The following is a 21,589-nucleotide window of genomic DNA, read 5'->3' as shown; positions in this document are numbered from 1 at the left end:
GCAATAAAAAACCGCCCGGTTCTCGGGCGGTTTTTTATTGTCTTTCCAACGCGTTAATCAGACCTTGCTCTGTACCAGCCGTGAATCAGTGCCCTTGATTTCGCGCTCGTAGGCGCGGGCTTTCTCTTCATCAAACTGCCCTTCCCACTTCGCAACGACCAGTACGGCAAGCGCGTTGCCCACTACGTTCAGCGCCGTGCGCGCCATGTCCATGATGCGATCCACACCGGCAATAAAGGCCAACCCCTCCAGCGGAATGCCCACGCTGCCCAAGGTTGCCAACAGCACCACAAACGAGACACCCGGCACACCGGCAATCCCTTTGGAGGTCAGCATCAGGGTTAACACCAGTACAATCTCCTGCCACAGAGAGAGAGCAATGCCATAGAGTTGGGCAATGAAAATAGCGGCGATACTTTGGTACAGCGTAGAACCGTCCAGGTTAAACGAGTAGCCCGTCGGCACCACAAAACTGGTGATCGATTTTGGCGCGCCGTAGGCTTCCATCTTTTCAATGATGCGCGGCAACACGGTTTCTGAACTGGCGGTGGAGTAGGCCAGGATCAGTTCATCTTTCAAAATACGGATCAGCATAGTGACACGCAGACGGCACAAGCGTGCTACCACCCCTAATACCACCAGCGCGAAGAACAGAATGGCGACATACACCAGAATCACCAGTTTGGCGAGCGGCCACAGCGAAGCAAAACCGAAGTTGGCAACCGTCACTGAAATCAACGCAAACACCCCAACCGGCGCGTAACGCATGATCATGTGCGTGACTTTAAACATGGTTTCCGATATGCCGCGAAACACGTTCAACAACGGATCGCGGTGCGCTTTGGGCAGCGACGACAGTCCCAGCCCGAACAGGACGGAGAAGAAGATAATCGGCAACATATCGCCTTTGGCAATCGCCGCAAAAATGTTAGGTGGGATGAGCGACAGCACGGTCACCACCAAACTGTGCGACCCACTCTGCACCTGTTCGGTGGTCTTTTGGTACTGAGAAATGTCCACCGTGGCCAATGATGACATATCAATGCCGTGACCGGGTTGGAACAGGTTTGCCAGCGTAATGCCAAGAATAATGGCAAAGGTGGTGATCACCTCAAAATAGACAATGGTCTTAAGACCAATACGCCCCAACTTCTTGGCATCCCCAACCCCGGCGATGCCCACGATCAGTGTGGCAATCACAATCGGCACCACGATCATTTTGATTAGCCGGATAAAAATATCACCGGCGGGACTCAAAATGTTACTGATAAGCCACTGGCGGTCATCGGGGCTTTCATGCAATACGGCACCAACAAGGATGCCAAGGAACAACGCAATAAGGATTTGCCAGGCTAGGCTGATTTTGATTGATTTCATAGTGAATTCCATTGTAAGACCACCCGGTGCCGCGAACGTACGGCCACAGCGCCTCTCTTCCGATTGAACGGCGCACAAGTGTGGCTGATATAAAATGCGACCAATGTGAATGCTGAGGCAGTACATCTTGATAACCCTTGGTACGGCGCACACGTTTGAATACGGCCCGTAATAGCGCTAAATGGATTGACAAGTGACTGTATCTGAAAGCAAAACATCAGACATACGTTATTGTTATGGCTGGGGATACTACCATCCCATTTCCGTGAGATCAAGCAGGCAAACAGCGTCAAAAGTCACAGTTATGTCAAAAAAATGTGATAAAATACTGAAAAGCGCGTGAAAAAAGCAGTTATTCACCACGCTAAAGAAAAGATAAAGAAGATATGTCAGACTGAGGTAAATGCAGCAGGATGCATAACGGCCACGAATAGCGATTCACTTGATCGATATCAAGCAAACCGCTTGTGTGAGGTTCCGTGGGTTAAGAGCCTATCCCAGTAGGCGTTATTGGCGCAGCCAGTTTGGTCACGTACAGCGCGCAGAAACCGGAGCGCACACGGAGTACGTGAGGATTTCGAGCACTACCGGGCTAAAATGGTAAGTAAAATAGCCTAGTGGAGTAGGCGCTAAATCTGGTAGTCGATAACCGACTCTGCGTTATCCGAAAAGACTTTATCCTTGATCTCATCCAGTGAGAGTTTTCTGTTGCACAGTTGCAATAATTTCCAGGCATAGTTGCGCTGTAGCTGGCTTTTCTTCAGACCAATCCACACCGTGTTCCCTTCAACATTCAAGCGTACCAGCCCTTTATCACGCGCCGGCTCGTAGGAGTGATCGGCAACAATCCCCACCCCTAAACCCAATTCAACGTAAGTTTTAATCACATCCTAATCCTGCGCGCTAAAGGCGATATCCGGCGTCATGCCTGCCGCCAGAAAAGCGCGATCGACGCGAGAACGCCCGGTAATACCTTGTCGATAAGTGATCAGCGGCAGTTTGCTGAGCATATCCAGCGTCACCGTTGGCACGTCTATCAGGGGATGCTGCTGTGGCACCATGATAGCGTGATGCCAGCGGTAATAGGGAAATGCCGCCAGAGTGGCGTCATTCATCAGTTGCTCACTGGCAATGCCGATATCTGCTTCACCGGAGTGCAGCATGGCAACGATATCGTCCGGCGTGCCCTGGTTAAGCACCAGGCGCACTTGCGGATAGATGGCACGAAACTCTTTAATCACATTGGGCAGGCTGTAGCGCGCCTGGGTGTGCGTGGTGGCAATCACCAGTTGACCCACATCGTTTTGGTGAACACATTAGCCAGACGACGAATGTTGTTGGCATCATTCAAAATACGTTCCGCGACCACCAGTAATTCTTTGCCTGGCTCGGTCATGCCAAGCAGTCGTTTGCCGCGGCGAATAAAGATTTCGATGCCCAGTTCTTCTTCCAGTTCTCGGATATGGCGACTCACGCCCTACTGAGACGTAAACAGCGAATTGGCGACCTCCGTCAGATTATAGTTACGCCGTGCTGATTCTCGAATAATCTTCAGTTGTTGAAAATTCACGTTGTTCTCCATCTCTACATCGTTTTACCCTAACGCCATATAGATACGGGGAAAAAATGCTGCGACAAATAAGCAATCGGATGGTGTTATATTATTTTCTACTAAGAAAATAAGCCGTGGCCATCTGAGCAACATTCTTTGATGCATAAAGAAACAAAAACATTTATAATCAATGCATTAAAATAATCACTTTTTATGTTGATTTAATTTCTTTCGCGGTTCGATAAATTTTTTGTTATGATTTAGATAAATCCGGTCTTACTCCTTCAAAAATACGTCATGGACCTGCACATGAATAACGCCCCTCTCTCGCTGTTGGATAAAAAAGAAGGTGTCGATCGCGAGATGTTCCAAGGTCCATTGGATCGCGCGCAATTTCGTCATGTGCCGCAGCAACCCGGCGTTGAATTATATCAGGCGCACATTGCCCGCTGTGCTTTTGAACCCCATACCCATGACGCCTTTGGTATCGGCACTATCGACTTTGGTGCCGAGCAGTTTCGCTATCGGGGGGCTCAGCACGTGGCAGCGCAGGATACGCTGGTGTTAATGAATCCAGATGAACTGCATACCGGGCAGGCTGTCGGCAAGGAAGGATGGCGTTATCACATGATCTATATAGATCCCACAAAGTTGGAGGTGATCTCCGGTGAGCAAGGCTGGTGGTTTAGCGATGTGGTACGGCATGACCCACTGGCAGCCCGCCAACTTTCTGCGCTGCTGGCCGCACTGTGGCGTGCTCACGACCAGCTGGCTTGTGACAGCTTGATGCTGAGCATCATCGATCTTTTTCGTCCCTTTGACCGCGTAGCACAGCCGTTAAAAACGCAAGGTCTGTCGCGCTTTGACGAAGTGAAGCACTACCTTAACGATAACTTTGCTCAAGCCATCACGCTTAACGAGTTGGCCGCAGTCGCATCCCTCAGCCCTTATCATTTTCAGCGGCGCTTTAAAGCGCACTATCACGTCACCCCACACCAAATGCTGATGGCGATTAGTTTACAGCGGGCCAAACAGTTGCTGTGCCGCGGCATGCCCGCCGCACAGGTGGCGGCGGAGGTTGGGCTGACGGATCAGGCCCATCTGACGCGCACCTTTGCCCAGCGTTATGGCATTACGCCAGTTCGCTATCAAAAACAGGTTATGCCGCACGGCCGCCTCCGCTAAAAAAAGCGCAATATCCTACAATATGTTATCCGGCTTACCGGTTAGGCTTCCCGTGATACGACAACACAAGGGCTTGGCCCTTCAAGCATAAATGGGTAACGGGTGTGATATGTTAAGCGGTATCGTTTTCGCCCTGACGGCTGGTTTGATGTGGGGGCTTATTTTTGTGGGCCCGTTGATGGTTCCGGAATACCCTGCCGCGTTGCAGTCTGCGGGCCGTTATGTGGCGTTTGGGCTGATAGCGCTGCCATTGGCATGGGCTGACAGGAAACGTCTGCGTCGGTTGAGCCGTGCGGACTGGATCGAAGCGCTGAAGCTTTCAGCGGTGGGTAATCTGCTCTATTACTTTTTCCTTGCCAGCGCTATTCAGCGTACCGGTGCTCCCGTCTCTACCATGATTATCGGCACGCTGCCGGTGGTGATTGCCGTTACCGCCACCGCTGCTACTGATTTTGCTTGGGCTGTTATGCGTGAATCTGGCAGAACTGAGCGCTCAGGATCAGCAGGTCGATATGGAGCGTTATCTGAGTGGGCTCGGCATGGCGATTATCGCGGTCATCTGCTGGACCTGGTATCCGCTGCGTAATGCACGCTGGCTGCGCCGTAATCTGGATAAAAATCCACCAATTGGGCCACCGCACAAGGGATGGTGACGTTACCCATGGCCTTGCTGGCCTATGTGATTGTCAGCGGACAACTTGCCCTGACCAAACCGGACTTTTCCCTACCGTTTGGCCCGCGCCCACTGGCGTTTATTGGCTTAATGCTGGCGATTGGGTTGCTCTGCTCCTGGCTTGGCACCTTCTGCTGGAATCAGGCCAGTCAACGTCTGCCGACGGTGCTGGTTGGACCGTTGATCGTATTCGAAACGCTGGCCGGGCTGACCTACACCTTTATGCTGCGTCAGGCGTGGCCACCGCTGCTGACACTGTGCGGCATCTTCTGTTTGTTGGTGAGTGTGGTGGGTGCCATGCGTATCAAACCAAAACCTGTCGTGGTGAAGGTGGATACGGCAGTGCAGGAAAAATAAACCTGAAGGCGGCGCAGAGTTCCCCATGCGCCACGAGCTAAAGGGGATTAGGCCCCAGTGGCGAGTTGTTTGAACAGCGCCGTTAACTGTTGCTCATTGCGGGCACCTTCATGCTGGGCTGTCACTTTACCCGACGCGTCAATCACGAACGAGGTTGGTGTACCCACCACCTGATAGCGTTCCTTGGTAATGCCCAGTTGGTCACGAATGACCGGGTAGCTAATGTGCTGCTGCGCCAACAGTGCAGCAATATCCACCCCATCAGGATCGGTATTCACCGCGACCACCACCACGTTATCCGCGTAGGTTTTGCTCAGTTTCTCCAACGTGGCCATCTCTGCCAGACAACCACCACAGCCGGAAGGAAGACCAAAAGTTGAGATAAATCTGTTTGCCCTGCCAGTGCGCCAGTTCCACCTGTTGTCCGGCCAGATCGTAGGCCGCCAGCGCAGGTGCGCGTGCGCCAACCTGTACCTGCTCTTCTTTGCAGCCCGACAGCAGTGCCAGCGCGCCCATAAGACACCCTAGCGTTATCAGTTTACGCCACTGCATGTTGTTGAACCTCCTCGCTCAGGTACTTGCCGTGCTGCAAGCGGATAATACGATCGGCAAAACGCCCCAGTTCCGGGTTGTGCGTCACCATGACAATGGTACGTCCCTGATGATGCAGATCCTGCAACAGCGCCAGCACGCACTGTTCGTTCTCTTCATCCAGATTACCGGTCAGTTCATCGGCAAAAATCACCGGCGGCTCATTCACAAGCGCGCGAGCAATACAGACGCGCTGCTGTTCCCCACCGGAAAGCTGACTCGGCAGGTGATCGGTTCGATGCTCCAGCCCGACCTGCGCCAGCACCTGGCGCGCCGCGGTTTCATCCACCACGCTATGGTAATGCTGTGCCAGCATCACGTTTTCCAGCGCAGTGAGAAACAGGATCAGGTGGAACTGCTGAAACACCAGCCCGATTTTGTCCGCGCGAAAGCGTCGGCGTCCTTCTTCATCCAGCGCCGCAGCATCGACGCCATCCAGCAGCACCTGCCCTTCCGTCACGGTATCGAGGCAGGTCAGGATATTCATCAGCGTAGTTTTCCCCGAGCCGGATGCGCCCATGATGGCGACAAATTCACCGCGCTGAATACGGATATTGATGTTTTCCAGCGCAGTGACATGCCCGAAGCGTTTGTACAGTTGGCGGGTTTCAATCACCGCCTCTTGCGGGTTATGTGCAACACCCATTGAATCACTCCCCTTTTAACACTTTTGCGGGCTCGACGTGGATCGCGCGCCGGGTAGGAAACCCAGCGGCAGCGGCGGCCACCAGCAAGGACAGCAGCAGCGTCAACGGCAGCACCGGCGCACGCAGCGAAATGCTGGCATTGAACACCGTCAGTCCCAGCACCTGTGCCAACAGATAACCGAGCAGGCAACCACACACCACCGCCGCAAGCGCAATCACACCGGTTTCGGCCAGCATCTGGCGTACGATATCTTTACCGCTCGCGCCCAACGCTTTCTGCAACACAAACTCTTTGGCACGCTCACCGACAATCGCCATCAAGGTGGTGTTCACACACAGAGAAGAAAGCACCAGAATAACGGCAGAAACCAGTCCTATCAGCCCCTTATCTTGTCCAGCACCTGTCCTTCCGAGGCGGACACCTTCAGGATAGGCCGGATCTCGAGGTCAGGATATTGTTGTTGCAGGCTGGCGGCAAAGCGATCCACCTGCCCCAGATCGTTGCTGACACTCAACAGGGCGTTACTGATGGTGCCTTCCTTTTGCAACCATTTTTGCGCCAGTTCCAGATTCACAATCAGCATATTATCGGTAGCGTCACCGGCTTCAACAATCCCTTTGATACGCAGGCGCTGACGCTCGCTCCCATCGATCAGCGTAACATTATCGCCGACTTTGACATGCAGTCGTTCCGCCAGCTTGACGCCGATCATCGCGTTACGATCGTCAAACTTGACGCCAATCCAGTCGCTAGTTACCAGCCAGTAGGGAGAGAGTTGGCGCAGCGCATCAAACCACACGCCCATCAACACCACTTTTTCCAACTCGGTGCGCGCCATGCCGTACAAATACGGTCTGGCGGAATTGATTAACCTCGGCGGGGTGTTGTCGAGAATCGGCTGAAAGCCACTTTGTGCCAGGGAGCCGCCGTGTGCCGGACCAATATAAAAGTTGGCACCAAAGGTACGCAGCTCCTGGCTCATTTTGGCGTTGATATCAAAGTACACCGCCGACATGGCGGTAACGATGGCGGCACCGACCGTCAGTGCGGCAAACACCACGCTGACACGCTGCATGCGCAAGCGCAAGCGCAATGCGCGAATCACCAGTCGCCAGAACATACTGCCGATCCTACGCTCTGAACCCGAGTGTTTAACGACCATACAGCACCTCCACCGGGTAGAGTCGGGCAATGCGCCGCGCCGGGAACCAAGTGCCTATAACGGCAATCAGCATGGCGATCACCAGTACACACGGGATCACCACCCAAGCGAAACTGAGCGGTACGCCGAACAGCATCAATCCAATCGCACGCGCCAATCCCCAACCTGCGATACACTCTAATGCGCCGCCGAGCAAGCCGCTCATCGCCGCTTCAAGATAGAACAGCAGCATGATCTGCCACTGCCGTGCGCCGAGTGCTTTCATCAAACCGATTTCCTTGGAGCGTTCCATGATGGTACTGGTCATCAAGGACGCGATGCCCATGGCGGCAGCGACCAGTGCGGCAAAGGTCACCACGCCCAGCAGCAACTGAATCTTGTCGATCACCACACCTTCTGATGCCGCCACCTGCCAGATAGGCCGAACCACCGATCCTGATATTGCTTCTTCCAACTGGTGGGCAATCGACGACACGTAAGCGGTGCAATACCACAGGTCATACTCTTCCGCGTTGAGCGCTTCGAGATTCTCCCGTGCCCGGCGTGACAGCTCATTTTCCGGCACCGTCAGTGCAGACACACGCACGGCCTGAATCTTTCCTTCCAGTCCCAGCATGTTCTGCACCGCTGCCAGCGGCATCACCAGGCGGTTCTCTTCATCGCCACCGCTGGCAAGAATGCCGCTGATACGCACATCCAGCGTGCGTTCAGGCCCTTGCAAACGTAACGTTTGCCCCACCTGCCAGCCGTTTTGCTGTGCCAGTTGTTTTCCCGCCAGCACGTCAATCCCCTGCCCGCTCTGCAAGGCGCTTTCGCTCACCGGTTCAGTAGGCCAATTGCCGGTCACCTGCCAATAAGGGCTGACGCTCTGTTGTCCGGTGTGGTAATCCTCTTCATCCGGGATGGTGATCGGCTGAGAAAAGAAGGTGCCGAGCACGGAAATGTGCTTACCGGCAACGATCACATCCCCGCTGAGCAGCGGTGCAAAGCCGACGATATTGTTACGCCAAAAGATATCCTTGATGTTGGGTAGTTCTGATTCATCAAGAAACTCTTCACTGGCCAGCGGATTGCTGTTTTCACCAAAGAGCGCAGGCAGCGCCGCCTGACCGGCGGGTTCCACCAGAATATTGGCACCGTAGGATTTCAGCTCGCGCGCCATTTTGTCGCCAATATCGATCGATACAGCCAGCAGCGCCGAGATCAACCCGGCAGCCAGAAACACCGTCAATACCGCCAGCGATTTGCGCCGCACATTGCGACTCCATGACTGACGTAGCATGCGCCATAACATGATTATTCCTCCTCGTCCGCTGCGGCGTTATCCGTAGCAGACTCGTTATTACCAGCTGGATGTGCTGTCACAAAGCTGCAGGGATTGTCACGGAACTTGTTGTAGTTGGCTTCCGATGCAAAGAAGTAGGTCTTCCCGGCATAGCGGTATTTGTGCTCGGCTTTCAGGTTGGTCAGCTTGCTGCCGTCAACCGGATCCACCACATCCATGGAAACCACCGTGGTGAAGTAGTTCGCTCCCACCGCCAGCGACGCGTAGCTGATCACCAGTTCGTTGTCGTCGTTGCCCCAGCTTTCAATCGGTACCGGGTTACATCCACCAGCTTTACCGATGGAAGGAATAAAGATCCGCACACCGCAAGCCACACAAATCACCTGATTGCCTCCCATCACGTAGCCCTGATCGCCACACAGAAGACAAGCATCAAACACCACGCCGAGGCGAAGTCGGTCGGGATAGCGGTTAATCACAAAGAAGTGAACGGCTTTGCCGTCATCAGCAATCCAGACAAAACGGTGCAGTTTGCCGTCACGCACCTGCTCGATAGGAATATGCACTTTGCCATCAGGGCCCAGTGTTACGGATTGCGCTTCCGACAAGCGCGGAGGCTGCGATGCCACCTTGTCCCAATAAAGCTGCCCCAGCGCCACCACCAGCAGCGCCAGCAACGCTGCGGTAAAGGTCCGGCGCGTATTCCGGTAATCAGCCGTTGCCTTGCGCTTGGCTATCGCCTCATCGGTTGCCTGCATCTGCTGACGGGTTTTCAGCAACGGCAACATGAAGCCGGCCGATAGCAGCGCCAACAGCAGTGCGCAGAAATAGTTAAGCGCCGCGCCGTTATTGGTGACGCGCGCCACAAAGCTCAGGCGCGGTTTGGTCAAACCCAGCGCTTGCAGCTTCATCAACATTAACATCAGACCGCCGCTCAGCGGCAGCACCAGCAATGCCACCAGCAGCAGTAGCGGCCAGCGCAGACGCGGTAAACGCCGCACCATCATGCTGCACAGCACAGCACTAAAAGCGACCCAACCAAAGGCCAGAATCACCGCGCTGATATTTAACAGTAAATCGGTGTTCACCACATGAGTGGTAGTCAGTGCCGTCAGATTGGGATCGTCGCCCCAATGCACGGCGGCCCCGATGATCAATACCCCCTGCCAGAGGTAGCCGAGTTTGCTACTCTGCGTGAATTGGCTCAGTAAAAACAGCGCCAGCGCGACCAGTTGAATCAGGGTAAAGATGAGTTGAACGGTTTGACTGGAAGGCAGGCGAATTCCCACCAACGTACCGACCAACAACGCCAGTAGCGTGGTCCACACTAGCGGGCGCAGACGAGGAGCAGAACGGTGACTCCAGTGGAGCCCTAACAGCAGTGCGGCAGGTAAAAACGCTTGTAGCACGGTAACAAAAAAATGACTCATAACGCACACTCAGGCGAAGCCCCCTGCGCCCAGTGCGGCAGGGGGAGTTTCCGTAACGGCCTTACGCAATCCAGGATCGAATTATTTGTCCAGACCAACATATTTAAAGTCATAGCTGACATCAAACGGTTTCCACCAGCGGCCAACACCGGTTTCGCCATCGGTATGGCGGTGCATACCGGCTTTTGACGGTGGCTCAATGTGGTAGGTCACTTTGTAGTTACCTACGCTCATCATTTTGATGTTGGCACCGTAGTGCGGGCCATCGCTCGCCACCATCGGCATGAAGGTCCCTTCCTGTTTGGCACCGGTATCGGTGTTCACCAGGGTGTAAGCGATGGTCAGGTACGGCATCCATTCGCCTGCGCCGAAGCCGTTTTTGTTACCTTCGACAGCGTGGATATCGGCTTCCAGGTGAATATCGGATTTAGCCGCTGGCAGACCCATGCCGCGCGGTTCCATGTCAATCGGCTGCAAGTAGACCACAGCGATCTCCAGTTCGTTAATGGTGATCGGCTCGCCAGCCGGATGTTCGGTAAACGCGAACGCGGCAGGTACCGTTAACACTTCGGCAATAATCGCGCTGGCAATCAAACTTTTTTGCATCTTCATCAAACCCATCCTCATATCATCAATATCATGTTGTTTTTGATTTTTGCTTATCATTGCTTCCCGTATTCTAACGTCTCAGCGCGCTGACGCATAATCCACAGCGCGGCCAGAGCAGCGAACACCAATACGACTTGCGGTATCAGCGTTTCGACGTAGGGGTAGATCCCCAATACGCTGATTTCAGGAACCCACGTCAACAGCGTCGGCTCAAACAGCTTGCCTTCAATTAACTCCAGTACCCCTTTACCGGCGAACACAAACGCCATCAGGTACATAAAACAGCCGGTAAACATGAAGAAGGGTTTCAGCGGCAGTTTGACTACGGTAAAGCGCATCACCAGATAAGCGATAAGCAATATCACGCAACCAATCAGGAAGCCCGCCAAAATAGAGAGGTGCCCCGCCACGTTGCTGGCATCCCCCACTAACGCAAAGTAGAACAGTACCGTTTCCGCGCCTTCTCGGTACACCGCCAGGAAGCTGGTCAGCCACAAACCGATTACCGAACCTCTGCTCAGGGAGTGCGGCAGCTTTCCTTCCAGATACGCTTTCCAATGTCGGGCTTCGACTTTCGACAGTAGCCAATAGCTCATGCTGAACAACATCACCACCGCAATCAGCATGGTAAACCCTTCCAGCAATTCACGGCTAGCACCGGAATTACTAAACAGCATCTGGAACAGCACGGCGGTCAATACGCTGCACGCCAGCGCCACGTACACCGACTGGCGGATCAACGGCAGCTTGTCATGGTGATTGTTTTTCACCAGATAGGCGACGATGGCCGCCACGATAGCCTGCGCCCCCTCGCCCAACGAAGCACCGATTCGATCGCTATTTTTTTGTTATAAATTCACTGGTAGTGGCGGTGCAAGATGACGCTGGGCACGGGATCCCTGTTTTTGGGGTGTTATCAATATAAGGCCCTCTACAATGCGTGATAAACGCCTTCAATTGCGATCTTAGATTATCATTAGACACCTGCGCCAGCTCTTTATAGAGCTCATACGACAATATTATCGACGGCCCCGAAGGCGTAACAGGCTTATTATTTATAAAAATTCTCTTGGCATCCACCTTAGGAACGGAAAAGGAGGAACTGGCTATTTTCGCTAACTTTTTTAACGTTTTTGAGGAAAGTGTATTGTTATTTGTCTTTTTCAGTAATGCGGAATAAATTGTATCTTTTTTAACATCTATTCGCGATTGAGTATTTATAAAGATCATCGGGCACCTCAGTAAAAACGCTAATGTACACAATAATTATCGGTTGCCCTTCAAGAAAACAATTTTAGGGTACTTAAACACTGACAAAAGTATTTCATTCCTCTTCATTGGAAAATGATAAGGCAATACCTGTAAGCCAATGCGTCATGCCATAGTCACCCTTTTCGCCACTAATGTCGAAACCGACATCGTCAACACCGTCACCGATAGACTCCGCCACACCGCACCCTAGCAAAAACGGGCCTCTCCGGCTAACTCGCTGACGTGGCACAGAATATGCTTTACGCAGCCCAACATAGGAGAAAGCCCCTGAGGGTATGGCTATGAATCGCTTCGTCATTGCGAAGCCCAAACGCTGTATCTGATGTAACACCTGTATGGCAGCCTGTACGCAAGTACACCGCCAGCATGGGTTGCAAACCCATCCCCGTTTGACAGTGGAGCGAGATGCCCAAGGCACTGCCCCCGTCCTGTGTCGCCACTGTGAGGATGCTCCGTGCGCACAGGTATGCCCGGTTAACGCCATCACGCAGCGCAACAATTCTGTGGTGTTGGATGAAGTAGCCTGTATCGGCTGCAAGCTGTGCGCCATCGCGTGCCCTTTTGGCGCGATAACTCCGTCTGGTAGCAAGCCACTGGCCGTGCCGCAGACCTTCGCTCACCACATTCCCGTTGAAGCCTTAACGGACGTACCCGTCAGCGTTGCCTCCATCAATCCGTTCCTGTCATGGAATGCGGGTGTGGAAAGCGTGGCGGTAAAATGTGACCTGTGTGCCTTTCAAGATAAACCGGGGTGTGTACGCGTTTGTCCAACGCAGGCACTCTTTGTCGTGGATGAGCCACATATTGCCGCCGCTACCGAGGCCAAGCGCCGTCAGGCAATGATGTGGCCGCAGGGCAATCAGCCATTTGCAGCAGCGGAATGGGAGCCAAAATCATGATGACCCCCTTTGCATGGCTGGCTCTTTCGCTGGCGCTCTATCTGGCAGGCGCGCTGTTATCACTTTGTCTGGCCCGCAACGATGACTGGGCAATCAAGCTCAGTGGCACCTCTGCCCTGCTCGCCGGGCTCGCTGGTGTCGCCACCGCATTTCCGGTGCTGACCAGCACCGAGCCATTACTGGCATCATTCGATGGCCCCTTTGTCGCTTTCGCGCGATTAACCCTGCGGCTGGACGCACTGGCTGCCTTTATGGTGCTGGTGATTTCACTGCTGGCAGCCATCACTGCCCTCTACTCACTCGCCTATCTGCAAGAGTACCGCGGACGCGCTGGCGCGATGGGGTTCTATATGAACCTGTTTATCGCCTCAATGGTCGCGCTGGTGGTAACGGATAACGCCTTCTATTTCATCATCCTGTTTGAAGTGATGTCGCTCAGTTCATACTTCCTGGTGATCTCCGATCAGGATGACGAAGCTATCAACGCCGGGTTGCTCTACTTCCTGATTGCCCATGCCGGATCGGTGCTGATCATGGTGGCGTTCTTCCTGCTCTACCGCGCCAGTGGCAGTCTGGATTTTGCCGATTTCCGTCAGGCGAAATTACCGCCACTACAGGCTTCTGTGGTATTCCTGCTGGCGTTCTTCGGGTTTGGCGCAAAGACCGGGATGTTGCCGCCGCACGGCTGGCTGCCGCGCGCCCACCCCGCCGCGCCGTCACATTCCTCTGCGCTAATGTCGGGCGTGATGGTGAAAATCGGTATCTTCGGCATCATTAAGGTGGGTATCGACCCGCTAGGAGCCACAGCAACCTGGTGGGGCGTAGTGGTGCTGGCATTCGGCGCGGTCTCGTCAGTGCTGGGAGTCCTGTACGCGCTGGCGGAGCACGATATCAAGCGCCTGCTGGCTTATCACACAGTAGAAAACATCGGCATCATTCTGATGGGCGGCGGCGTCGGCATGATTGGCATCGCCACGCATCAGCCGCTGCTGGCCGCGTTAGGTCTGCTGGGCGGGCTGTACCACTTGCTGAACCATGCGCTGTTTAAAGGATTACTGTTCCTGGGTGGCTGCGCGGTTATTTACCGACTGCACAGCAAAGACATGGAAAAAATGGGCGGCCTTGCCCGCCGTATGCCGTACACCGCGCTGGCGTTTCTGGTCGGTTGTATGGCGATTTCCGCGCTGCCACCGCTCAACGGCTTTGTCAGCGAATGGTTCACCTATCAGTCGCTGTTTACCCTGAGCCATCAAGGGAGCTTCGGGTTGCGGCTGATTGCCCCGATTGCCATTGTGATGCTCGCCATTACCGGTGCGCTGGCCGCCATGTGCTTCGTCAAAGTGTACGGCATCAGCTTCTCCGGTGCCCCGTGCAGTGAGAAAGCCGAGCGGGCACGGGAAGTACCTTGGCCGATGACCCTCGCCATGGGTCTGCTGGCGCTGCTGTGTGTCGCGCTGGGCGTCGGTGCCAGTCTGGTGGCACCGACGCCCAGGTTGCCGTCAGCCTGACTGGTGAAGCGGCCCTTGTGGTGTCGCACGGACTGACGCTATTCCCCGACAATCCGGCACAAACCTCACTCTCGACCCCGTTGATCTTTATTTTGCTGCTCGTGCTGCCGCTGTTGCCGCTGCTGCTCTATGTGGGTGCAATGGGAGGACGTCAGGCATTCCGCCAGCGGGGCACCCCCTGGGCGTGTGGCTATGAGTACGAAGGTGCCATGGCAGCTTCTGCGGGCAGCTTTACCCAGCCGCTGCGCGTGTTGTTTGCTCCGCTCTACCGCATACGGAAAACCTTGGCACCTGGCCCACGGCTACAACGGACGTTGGAACAGACGACGCGTGCCGCTAAAAATACCTAGCCCATGCTGGATAACCGCGTAGTGATGCCGTTAGCAAGCGCCTTGCAGCGGGTGAGCCGTGCCATGCAGTGGATACAACACGGCGATTTCCGGCTCTATTGCCTGTACGTCGTCGTAGCGCTGGTAGTGCTGCTGTTGGTCACGATGACATAAGGAGAATTCGATGTTTACTGAAACTACGTTATCCGGTGCCTCCCCGCTCATCATCCGTCTGGTGTGCGCGCTGGTGCAGGCGCTGGTGCTCTTCGCGCTTGCCACATTTTTCTCCGGGCTGGCGCGCGTGATCCGCACCAAGATGCACTCGCGTCAAGGACCGGGACTGTTACAGGACTACCGCGACATCATCAAGTTGCTGAAGCGGCAATCCATCGCCCCCAAGCACGCTGGCGGGGTGTTTCGCCTGATGCCGTTTGTGCTGATCGGCTCGATGCTGCTGGTCGCCATGACGCTGCCGGTCGTGACGTTGCGTTCGCCATTTGGTGCCGGCGGCGACATCATCACCCTGCTCTATCTGTTTGCCCTGTTTCGCTTCTTCTTTTCACTGGCAGGACTGGATTCCGACAGCCCGTTTGCCGGTATCGGTGCCAGCCGCGAACTGACGCTCGGTATTTTAGTCGAGCCAATCCTGATTCTGTCGCTGCTGGTGGCGCTGATTGCCGGTTCCACCAATATCGGCAATATCAGCCATGTGCTGGCAGAGAGTGCCTGGCTCTCACCAACGGCTACTGGTCTGGCACTGCTGGTCTGCGCTTTCGCCACCTTTATCGAAATGGGGAAAATTCCTTTCGACGTTGCCGAGGCCGAGCAGGAGCTACAGGAAGGCCCGTTGACCGAATATTCCGGTGCCGGATTAGCGCTGGTGAAATGGGGGGATCAGCCTCAAGCAGGTGGTGGTAGCGGTGCTGTTTCTCTCCATTTTCGTGCCGTTTGGCAAGGCGGACAGTTTCACCCTCGGTGCCATGCTGTGGGGCAGCAGCGCGCTGTTGTTAAGGCTGTTGCTGGTGTTTATCGCCGCTGCGGTGTTTAAAAACAGCCTGGCGCGCTGGCGACTTTGCTGCTGCCCTTTATCGGCGCGCTGTGGATTGCCGTTGCGCCACAGCGCCACGCCAAAGTGCTGTGCAGTCTGTTCGCCCTACTGGCGACCTTGGGTATGGCATCGCTGGCCTGGGGCTGGTATGCGGCAGGCCAGCAAGATACGGTGATTACGCTGTATCGCTACGGTAACGCCGAGCTGTTCGGCTTTGTTTTTGACCGTGTCAGCCTACTTATCGGTTTTGCCGTAGTGTTTCTCGGTCTGCTGGTCAGCGTCTACTCCTGCGGCTATCTGACATCAGGCAACCGAGAGCACCCGCATGACGGCACCAATCGTTACTATGCGTTTCTACTGGTATTCATCGGGGCGATGGCGGGCCTGACGCTCTCCTCCACGCTGCTCGGGCAGTTACTGTTTTTCGAAATCACCGGCGGGTGTTCCTGGGCGTTGATTGGTTATTACCGGCAACCGAAGTCGCTGCGTTCGGCGTTAAAAGCGCTATTGATCACTAACGTTGCCTCTGTCGGCCTCTACCTTGCCACCGCCTGGCTGTTTGCCAAAACCGGCACCTTTGCACTGAGCGCCATCAGCCAGTTAGACAGCGCCGATAAAATTGTGGTGTTCGCTGGCATCATGTTCGCCGCCTGGGGGAAATCCGCCCAGTGGCCGCTGCACGTTTGGCTGCCGGATGCGATGGAAGCACCCACACCGGTCAGTGCCTATCTGCACGCCGCCTCGATGGTGAAAGTGGGTGCGTATATTTTTGCCCGCGCCATTCTGGCAACGGACGATATCCCGCATGTGATCGGCGTGGTCGGGCTGGTGATGGCTACCTTTACACTGGTGTACGGCTTCCTGATGTATTTACCGCAGAAGGACATGAAACGCCTGCTGGCCTACCCCACCATTACCCAACTGTCGTACATCTTTTTCGCACTGTCACTGGCGGCCTTCGGATCACGCATGGCGTTTGAGGCCGGCATTGCCTACATCTTCAACCACGCCTTCGCCAAGAGCCTGTTCTTCCTGGTTGCCGGTGCGCTGAGCTACAGCTGCGGCACCCGCATGCTGCCACGGCTGAAAGGATTGATGCGCAAAACGCCGTTGCTCGGCATCGGCTTTTGCGTGGCAGCGCTGGCAATCACCGGGGTGCCGCCGTTTAACGGTTTCTTTAGCAAATTCCCGCTGTTTGCCGCCGGTTTCTCGCTCTCGGCGAAGCACCTTTGGCTGTTACCGCTGCTGGTGATTGCGTTGGTGGAATCTGTCGCCAGCTTTGCCTGGTTCCTTTACTGGTTCGGATGCACCGTGCCGAGTGAACCGTCGGAAGAGGTGGCGGCGGCACCGCTCCCGGCCACCATACAGGGCGTGCTGGTGGTGTTAATCATCATGTCGCTGTGTTCCAGCGTGTTTGCTGCGCTGTGGCTGCAATAATAGGTACGAGCGAAAGGAGAAAATAAAATGACTGGTTCGCTTATCGTCAACAATCTGGCCGGACTGCTGATCATCACCTCGCTACTGGTGATCGTCGCCAAACGGCCTACAGCCTCATCGCTACTATACGCGCTGCAATCGCTGGTACTGGTGCTGATATTCGTCGCCCTGGCTAACCTGTTGCAGGCGCACGAGCTGTATCTCTGGTCCCTGGCCACGCTGGTCACCAAGGTGATTCTGGTGCCTGCCATCATGTATCGCGCTTTCCGTCGTCTGGATGACCCGAGCGCCGACGGCGGCATTATTAGTCCGGTGGCTATCTTGCTGCTGGCGGTATTAATTGTGGTGCTGAGCTACTTCGTGGTGGCCCCAGTGCAACTGCCGATGGTCAGTGCGCTCAAACCGGCACTCGCGGTATCACTCGGCCACTTTTTATGATCGGCCTGCTGTGTATCGTCACCCAACGTAACATCCTCAAACAGGTATTCGGCTATTGCCTGATGGAGAACGGCGCGCATCTGACATTGGCGTTGCTGGCGCCCCGCGCGCCGGAACTGGTGGAGATAGGTTCGCCACTGACGCCATCTTTGCCGTCATCGTCATGGCGCTGATGGCACGCAAAATCCATCGCACCTTGCATACCTTGGAAGTTCAACAACTTACGGCACTGAAGTGGTGAGCGCATGACCAGTTCGACCTTGCTTTTCACCCTGCTTGCCACGCCGTTCATCACCGCGCTGCTGGCATTTGCCTGCCGCTGGTGCGGCGGAGCGGCACGCGCGGCGGTGAGCGTTATCCACCTGTGCGGCATCAGCCTACTGCTGGTGCTGTCGCTGTACGTGGTGGGAATGATTGCCTCTCGGGGCGAGATTCTGGCAGCACATCGCTGGCTGCATCTGGATAGCCAGAGCGCGTTGTTTCTCGCCATCCTCGGCATTATCGGCTTTCTCACCGGACTTTACTCAGTGGGGTACATGAACCATGAAGTAAACAGCGGCGAAGTTTCCGTCCCGACATTGTACCACTACTACGGTTTCTTCCACCTGTTTCTGTTCACCATGTTATTGGTGATCACCAGTAACAACCTGATTGTGATGTGGGCCGCCATTGAAGCCACTACGCTCAGTTCCGCGTTTCTGGTTGGCCTGTACGGACAGTGCTCGTCGCTGGAGGCCGCCTGGAAGTATGTCATCATTTGCACTGTCGGGGTCGCATTTGGGCTATATGGCACCGTATTGGTCTATGCCAATGCCGCCAACGTGATGGCGACACCGGGTGATGCCATCTTCTGGACCGAAGTGCTACAACATGCTTCCGAGCTGGACAGTACGCTGATGCATCTGGCGTTTATCTTCGTCATCATCGGTTTCGGCACCAAAACAGGGCTGTTCCCTATGCTCGCCTGGTTACCCGATGCTCACAGTGAAGCCCCCAGTCCGACCAGTGCGCTGCTTTCTGCCGTGCTGCTCAACTGCGCTCTACTGGTAATTGTGCGTTATACCATGATCGTCAGCGCCGCCATCGGCCCGGTATTTCCGCAGCGGCTGTTGCTGGTATTCGGGCTGCTGTCTGTCGCGGGGGCCGCGTTCCTGATTCTGGTTCAGCGCGACATGAAGCGACTGCTCGCCTACTCCAGCGTGGAAAATATGGGACTGATTGCCGTGGCGCTTGGCATCGGTGGTCCGCTCGGTGTGCTGGCAGCACTGCTGCACACGCTGAATCACAGTCTGGCGAAAACCCTGCTGTTCTGCGGCTCCGGCAACGTACTGCTTAAATACGGCACGCGTGACATGGATGCGGTGAAAGGCATCCTGCGTGTCACCCCCATTACCGGCGCGCTGCTGGCCGGTGGCGCGCTGGCGCTGGGCGGCATGCCGCCGTTCAACCTGTTTTTAAGTGAGTTTATGACCGTCACCGCTGGCATCAATGCGGGCTATTTGTGGCTGGTTATCGTGTTGCTGTTTCTGCTGACTGTCGTACTGGCTGGGTTGGTACGCATGGTCGCCAGCACCGTGTTGGGCAACAGCCCTGCCGCCGTCAGTAAAGGCGAGTTAGGCATGCTGACTACCGTACCGATGGCCATTCTGCTGGCATTAATGCTGCTGATGGGCACACATATTCCACAACCTGTTACCCGTTTACTGGAAAGCGCCAGCGCGCTGGTGTTGCAATCGCACGCCACCGAGACCTCTGCCACCACGGCACTGTAGCCGATCGAACGCACACCGCTTACCCTTTCTCGTCAGGAGACGTCCCGTGATGAATGAACATCCTACTCCCCCCGTGGCTGCTGCAACCAACGCCAAGCGCGGCGCTGGTTATGTCGCGCAGGTGCAGCAGCGGTTTCCCCACGCCATACTGGAACAGGCGTGGCAAACCGACGATCAGTTGACGCTAATGGTGAAACTGGCAAGCCTATCGGATGTGGTGGAGCATCTCTACTATCAGCACGGCGATTGGCTGTCAGTCCTGTTTGGTAACGATGGGCGGACGTTGAACGGTTATTTTGCCATTTACTACGTACTGTCGATGGAACAAGGGGGAAAATGCTGGGTAATCGTCAAGGCGTTGATCGACCCGGTCAATCCTGAATTTCCATCGGTAACGCCGCGTGTGCCGGCCGCCGTGTGGGGCGAACGCGAGGTGCGCGATATGTATGGTCTGATCCCCGTCGGTTTGCCGGATGAACGCCGTCTGGTATTGTCTGATGATTGGCCGGACGATCTGTACCCACTGCGCAAAGATGCGATGGATTACCGCCAGCGCCCGGCGCCGACACAGGATAATGAAACCTACTCCTTTGTGAACGAAGCCACTGGCGACACCCGCGTGGTGCCGATTGGGCCGCTGCACATCACCTCCGACGAACCCGGTCACTTCCGCCTGTTTGTCGACGGCGAGCAAATTATTGACACCGACTATCGCCTGTTCTACGTCCATCGCGTTATGGAGAAGCTGGCGGAAACGCGTATGGGCTATAACGAAGTCACCTTCCTGTCCGATCGGGTCTGCGGCATCTGCGGTTTTACCCACAGCGTCGCCTACACCACGTCGATAGAAAATGCGATGGGCATTGTGGTGCCGCCACGGGCACATGCCATTCATGCCATTCGCAGTATTCTGCTGGAAGTGGAGCCTGCACAGTCACCTGCTGAACATCGGCCTGTCCAGTCGCTTCGTCGGTTTTGATACCGGGTTTATGCAGTTCTTCCGCATCCGCGAAAAATCCATGACCATCGCCGATATGCTGACCGGAGCGCGCAAAACCTACGGCCTGAACCTGATTGGAGGCATTCGCCGCGATATTCTGAAAGAAGACCGGCTGAAAACCATCGAACTGATTCGTGAGATGCGCGCCGAAATTATGCAGCTCTCCGACATGCTGCTGAATACGCCCAATATGCTGCAACGTACACAGGGGATCGGCATTTTATCATCACAAGTGGCACGTGATTACAGCCCGGTGGGCCCGATGATCCGCGCCAGTGGGTTCCAACGCGATATGCGTATCGATCACCCCTACTCCGCCTACCTTGAACTGCCAATGGAACTGCACCATCTGAGCGCCGGGGACGTCTATTCCCGCGTGCTGGTGCGCATTCGCGAAGTGCTGACCTCGTTGGCTATTGTGGAATACGGTTTGGACAATCTGCCAGAAGGCCCGCTGTTGACTGAAGGATTTGCCTACAAACCTTATCAGTTCGCACTGGGGTACGCAGAAGCACCACGCGGCGAAGACGTGCACTGGAGCATGACCGGCGAATGCACTGACCATGGAAACCGATGTGGTGAACGGCACCCGCACCTGGCAGTTATTCCTCGGGCGCTGCATATTTTGCGGACGCTGTGAGGAAGTGTGCCCGACGCGTGCGATCGTGCTGTCACAAGAGTTTGAGATGGCTGTCGCCAATAAAGCGGATTTGTTCCAGCGGGCCACCTTCCGACTGCTGGCATGCCACGAGTGTCACCGCCCCTTCGCCCCAGAAAAAGGGGTGGCCTATACGGTAGCGCTGCTGCAACAGGCTGGCATGTCGTCAGAAGACGCGCAAATCCGGCGCACATAGTTCGAAACCTGCCCGGAATGCAAACGTAAGCAGAGCATGCCACATAAAGGCAACGTAACGCTGAGTCAGCATTTTATCACGCCGCCTGCGGCGGCTTTCAGTCAAGGGGGCCATCATGAGTGAACCACTCAACGGCGTAGCCATACCATAATCGGTCCATAAG

Annotated in this window: 9 protein-coding genes and 11 pseudogenes; 10 read left to right on the top strand and 10 right to left on the bottom strand. The window is 55.2% G+C overall.

Translation table 11 applies throughout. The features are described from left to right. Positions 1–57 precede the first annotated feature (57 nt). Together gltP and cbl are read right to left on the bottom strand one after the other, a co-directional pair. The gene (gltP, locus tag JZM30_RS13815) at positions 58–1,377 is read right to left on the bottom strand and encodes a glutamate/aspartate:proton symporter GltP (protein ID WP_252319418.1); all 1,320 of its coding nucleotides are present in this window, start codon (positions 1,375–1,377) and stop codon (positions 58–60) included. A 629-nt stretch (positions 1,378–2,006) separates the two neighbouring features. Then, positions 2,007–2,947 (bottom strand): annotated as a pseudogene (cbl, locus tag JZM30_RS13810) (HTH-type transcriptional regulator Cbl). Positions 2,948–3,238: 291 nt separating this feature from the next. Here cbl and JZM30_RS13805 point away from each other — a divergent pair. Continuing rightward, a complete protein-coding gene (locus tag JZM30_RS13805; protein WP_438801504.1) occupies positions 3,239–4,114 on the top strand; it encodes an AraC family ligand binding domain-containing protein in 876 nt (291 codons plus the stop codon). A 109-nt stretch (positions 4,115–4,223) separates the two neighbouring features. Beyond that, positions 4,224–5,144 (top strand): annotated as a pseudogene (locus JZM30_RS13800) (DMT family transporter). A 47-nt stretch (positions 5,145–5,191) separates the two neighbouring features. On the opposite strand, the pseudogene JZM30_RS13795 reads toward JZM30_RS13800, so the two are convergent. The 8 genes and pseudogenes from JZM30_RS13795 to JZM30_RS13760 all read right to left on the bottom strand — a co-directional run bounded on the left by JZM30_RS13795 (position 5,192) and on the right by JZM30_RS13760 (position 12,334). Next, positions 5,192–5,696 (bottom strand): annotated as a pseudogene (locus JZM30_RS13795) (TlpA family protein disulfide reductase). Further along, positions 5,683–6,381, bottom strand: coding sequence for an ABC transporter ATP-binding protein (locus JZM30_RS13790; protein ID WP_252319416.1), 699 nt, complete (start codon positions 6,379–6,381; stop codon positions 5,683–5,685). Before JZM30_RS13790 ends, JZM30_RS13795 begins: the two are co-directional and overlap by 14 nt. Positions 6,382–6,385: 4 nt before the next feature. Beyond that, a pseudogene (locus JZM30_RS13785) lies at positions 6,386–7,545 on the bottom strand (ABC transporter permease). Further along, entirely contained in the window at positions 7,535–8,839 is a 1,305-nt protein-coding gene (locus JZM30_RS13780; RefSeq protein ID WP_252319414.1) for an ABC transporter permease, read from the bottom strand. The pseudogene JZM30_RS13785 and the gene JZM30_RS13780 overlap by 11 nt, the downstream one beginning before the upstream one ends. Before the next feature lie 2 nt (positions 8,840–8,841). After that, the gene (locus tag JZM30_RS13775) at positions 8,842–10,260 is read right to left on the bottom strand and encodes a Fe-S-containing protein (RefSeq protein ID WP_252319412.1); all 1,419 of its coding nucleotides are present in this window, start codon (positions 10,258–10,260) and stop codon (positions 8,842–8,844) included. An 81-nt stretch (positions 10,261–10,341) separates the two neighbouring features. Further along, a complete protein-coding gene (locus tag JZM30_RS13770; protein ID WP_252319410.1) occupies positions 10,342–10,872 on the bottom strand; it encodes an iron transporter in 531 nt (176 codons plus the stop codon). Positions 10,873–10,922: 50 nt separating this feature from the next. Beyond that, positions 10,923–11,681: pseudogene (locus JZM30_RS13765) on the bottom strand (FTR1 family iron permease); the annotation flags it as partial. 512 nt (positions 11,682–12,193) lie between these two features. Further along, positions 12,194–12,334, bottom strand: coding sequence for a hypothetical protein (locus JZM30_RS13760; RefSeq protein ID WP_252319408.1), 141 nt, complete (start codon positions 12,332–12,334; stop codon positions 12,194–12,196). A 142-nt stretch (positions 12,335–12,476) separates the two neighbouring features. Here JZM30_RS13760 and JZM30_RS13755 point away from each other — a divergent pair, with 142 nt between their 5' ends. The 8 genes and pseudogenes from JZM30_RS13755 to JZM30_RS24770 all read left to right on the top strand — a co-directional run. Beyond that, positions 12,477–13,040: a 4Fe-4S dicluster domain-containing protein gene (locus tag JZM30_RS13755; protein WP_252319406.1), complete on the top strand. Its 564-nt coding sequence runs from the start codon at positions 12,477–12,479 to the stop codon at positions 13,038–13,040. Beyond that, a pseudogene (hyfB, locus tag JZM30_RS13750) lies at positions 13,040–15,051 on the top strand (hydrogenase 4 subunit B). The gene JZM30_RS13755 and the pseudogene hyfB overlap by 1 nt, the downstream one beginning before the upstream one ends. Positions 15,052–15,061: 10 nt before the next feature. After that, positions 15,062–15,947, top strand: a pseudogene (locus JZM30_RS13745) (respiratory chain complex I subunit 1 family protein); the annotation flags it as partial. A 5-nt stretch (positions 15,948–15,952) separates the two neighbouring features. Then, positions 15,953–17,362 carry a hydrogenase 4 subunit D gene (locus JZM30_RS13740; RefSeq protein WP_286673599.1) on the top strand — a complete coding sequence of 470 codons (1,410 nt, stop codon included), beginning with the start codon at positions 15,953–15,955 and terminating at the stop codon, positions 17,360–17,362. 27 nt (positions 17,363–17,389) lie between these two features. Further along, positions 17,390–18,041: pseudogene (hyfE, locus tag JZM30_RS13735) on the top strand (hydrogenase 4 membrane subunit). A 4-nt stretch (positions 18,042–18,045) separates the two neighbouring features. Beyond that, positions 18,046–19,548, top strand: a pseudogene (locus tag JZM30_RS13730) (hydrogenase 4 subunit F); the annotation flags it as partial. Positions 19,549–19,621: 73 nt separating this feature from the next. Then, positions 19,622–21,125: pseudogene (locus JZM30_RS13725) on the top strand (hydrogenase large subunit); the annotation flags it as partial. After that, positions 21,118–21,549, top strand: a pseudogene (locus JZM30_RS24770) (4Fe-4S dicluster domain-containing protein); the annotation flags it as partial. The pseudogenes JZM30_RS13725 and JZM30_RS24770, both read left to right, overlap by 8 nt. Positions 21,550–21,589: the final 40 nt, after the last annotated feature.

Origin of the sequence: Candidatus Symbiopectobacterium endolongispinus, from assembly GCF_018777385.1 — a bacterium.
In the GTDB taxonomy this organism is placed as follows: domain Bacteria; phylum Pseudomonadota; class Gammaproteobacteria; order Enterobacterales; family Enterobacteriaceae; genus Symbiopectobacterium; species Symbiopectobacterium endolongispinus.
Note: the sequence above shows the minus strand (reverse complement) of the source record. Positions and strands in the feature narration are given on the sequence as shown.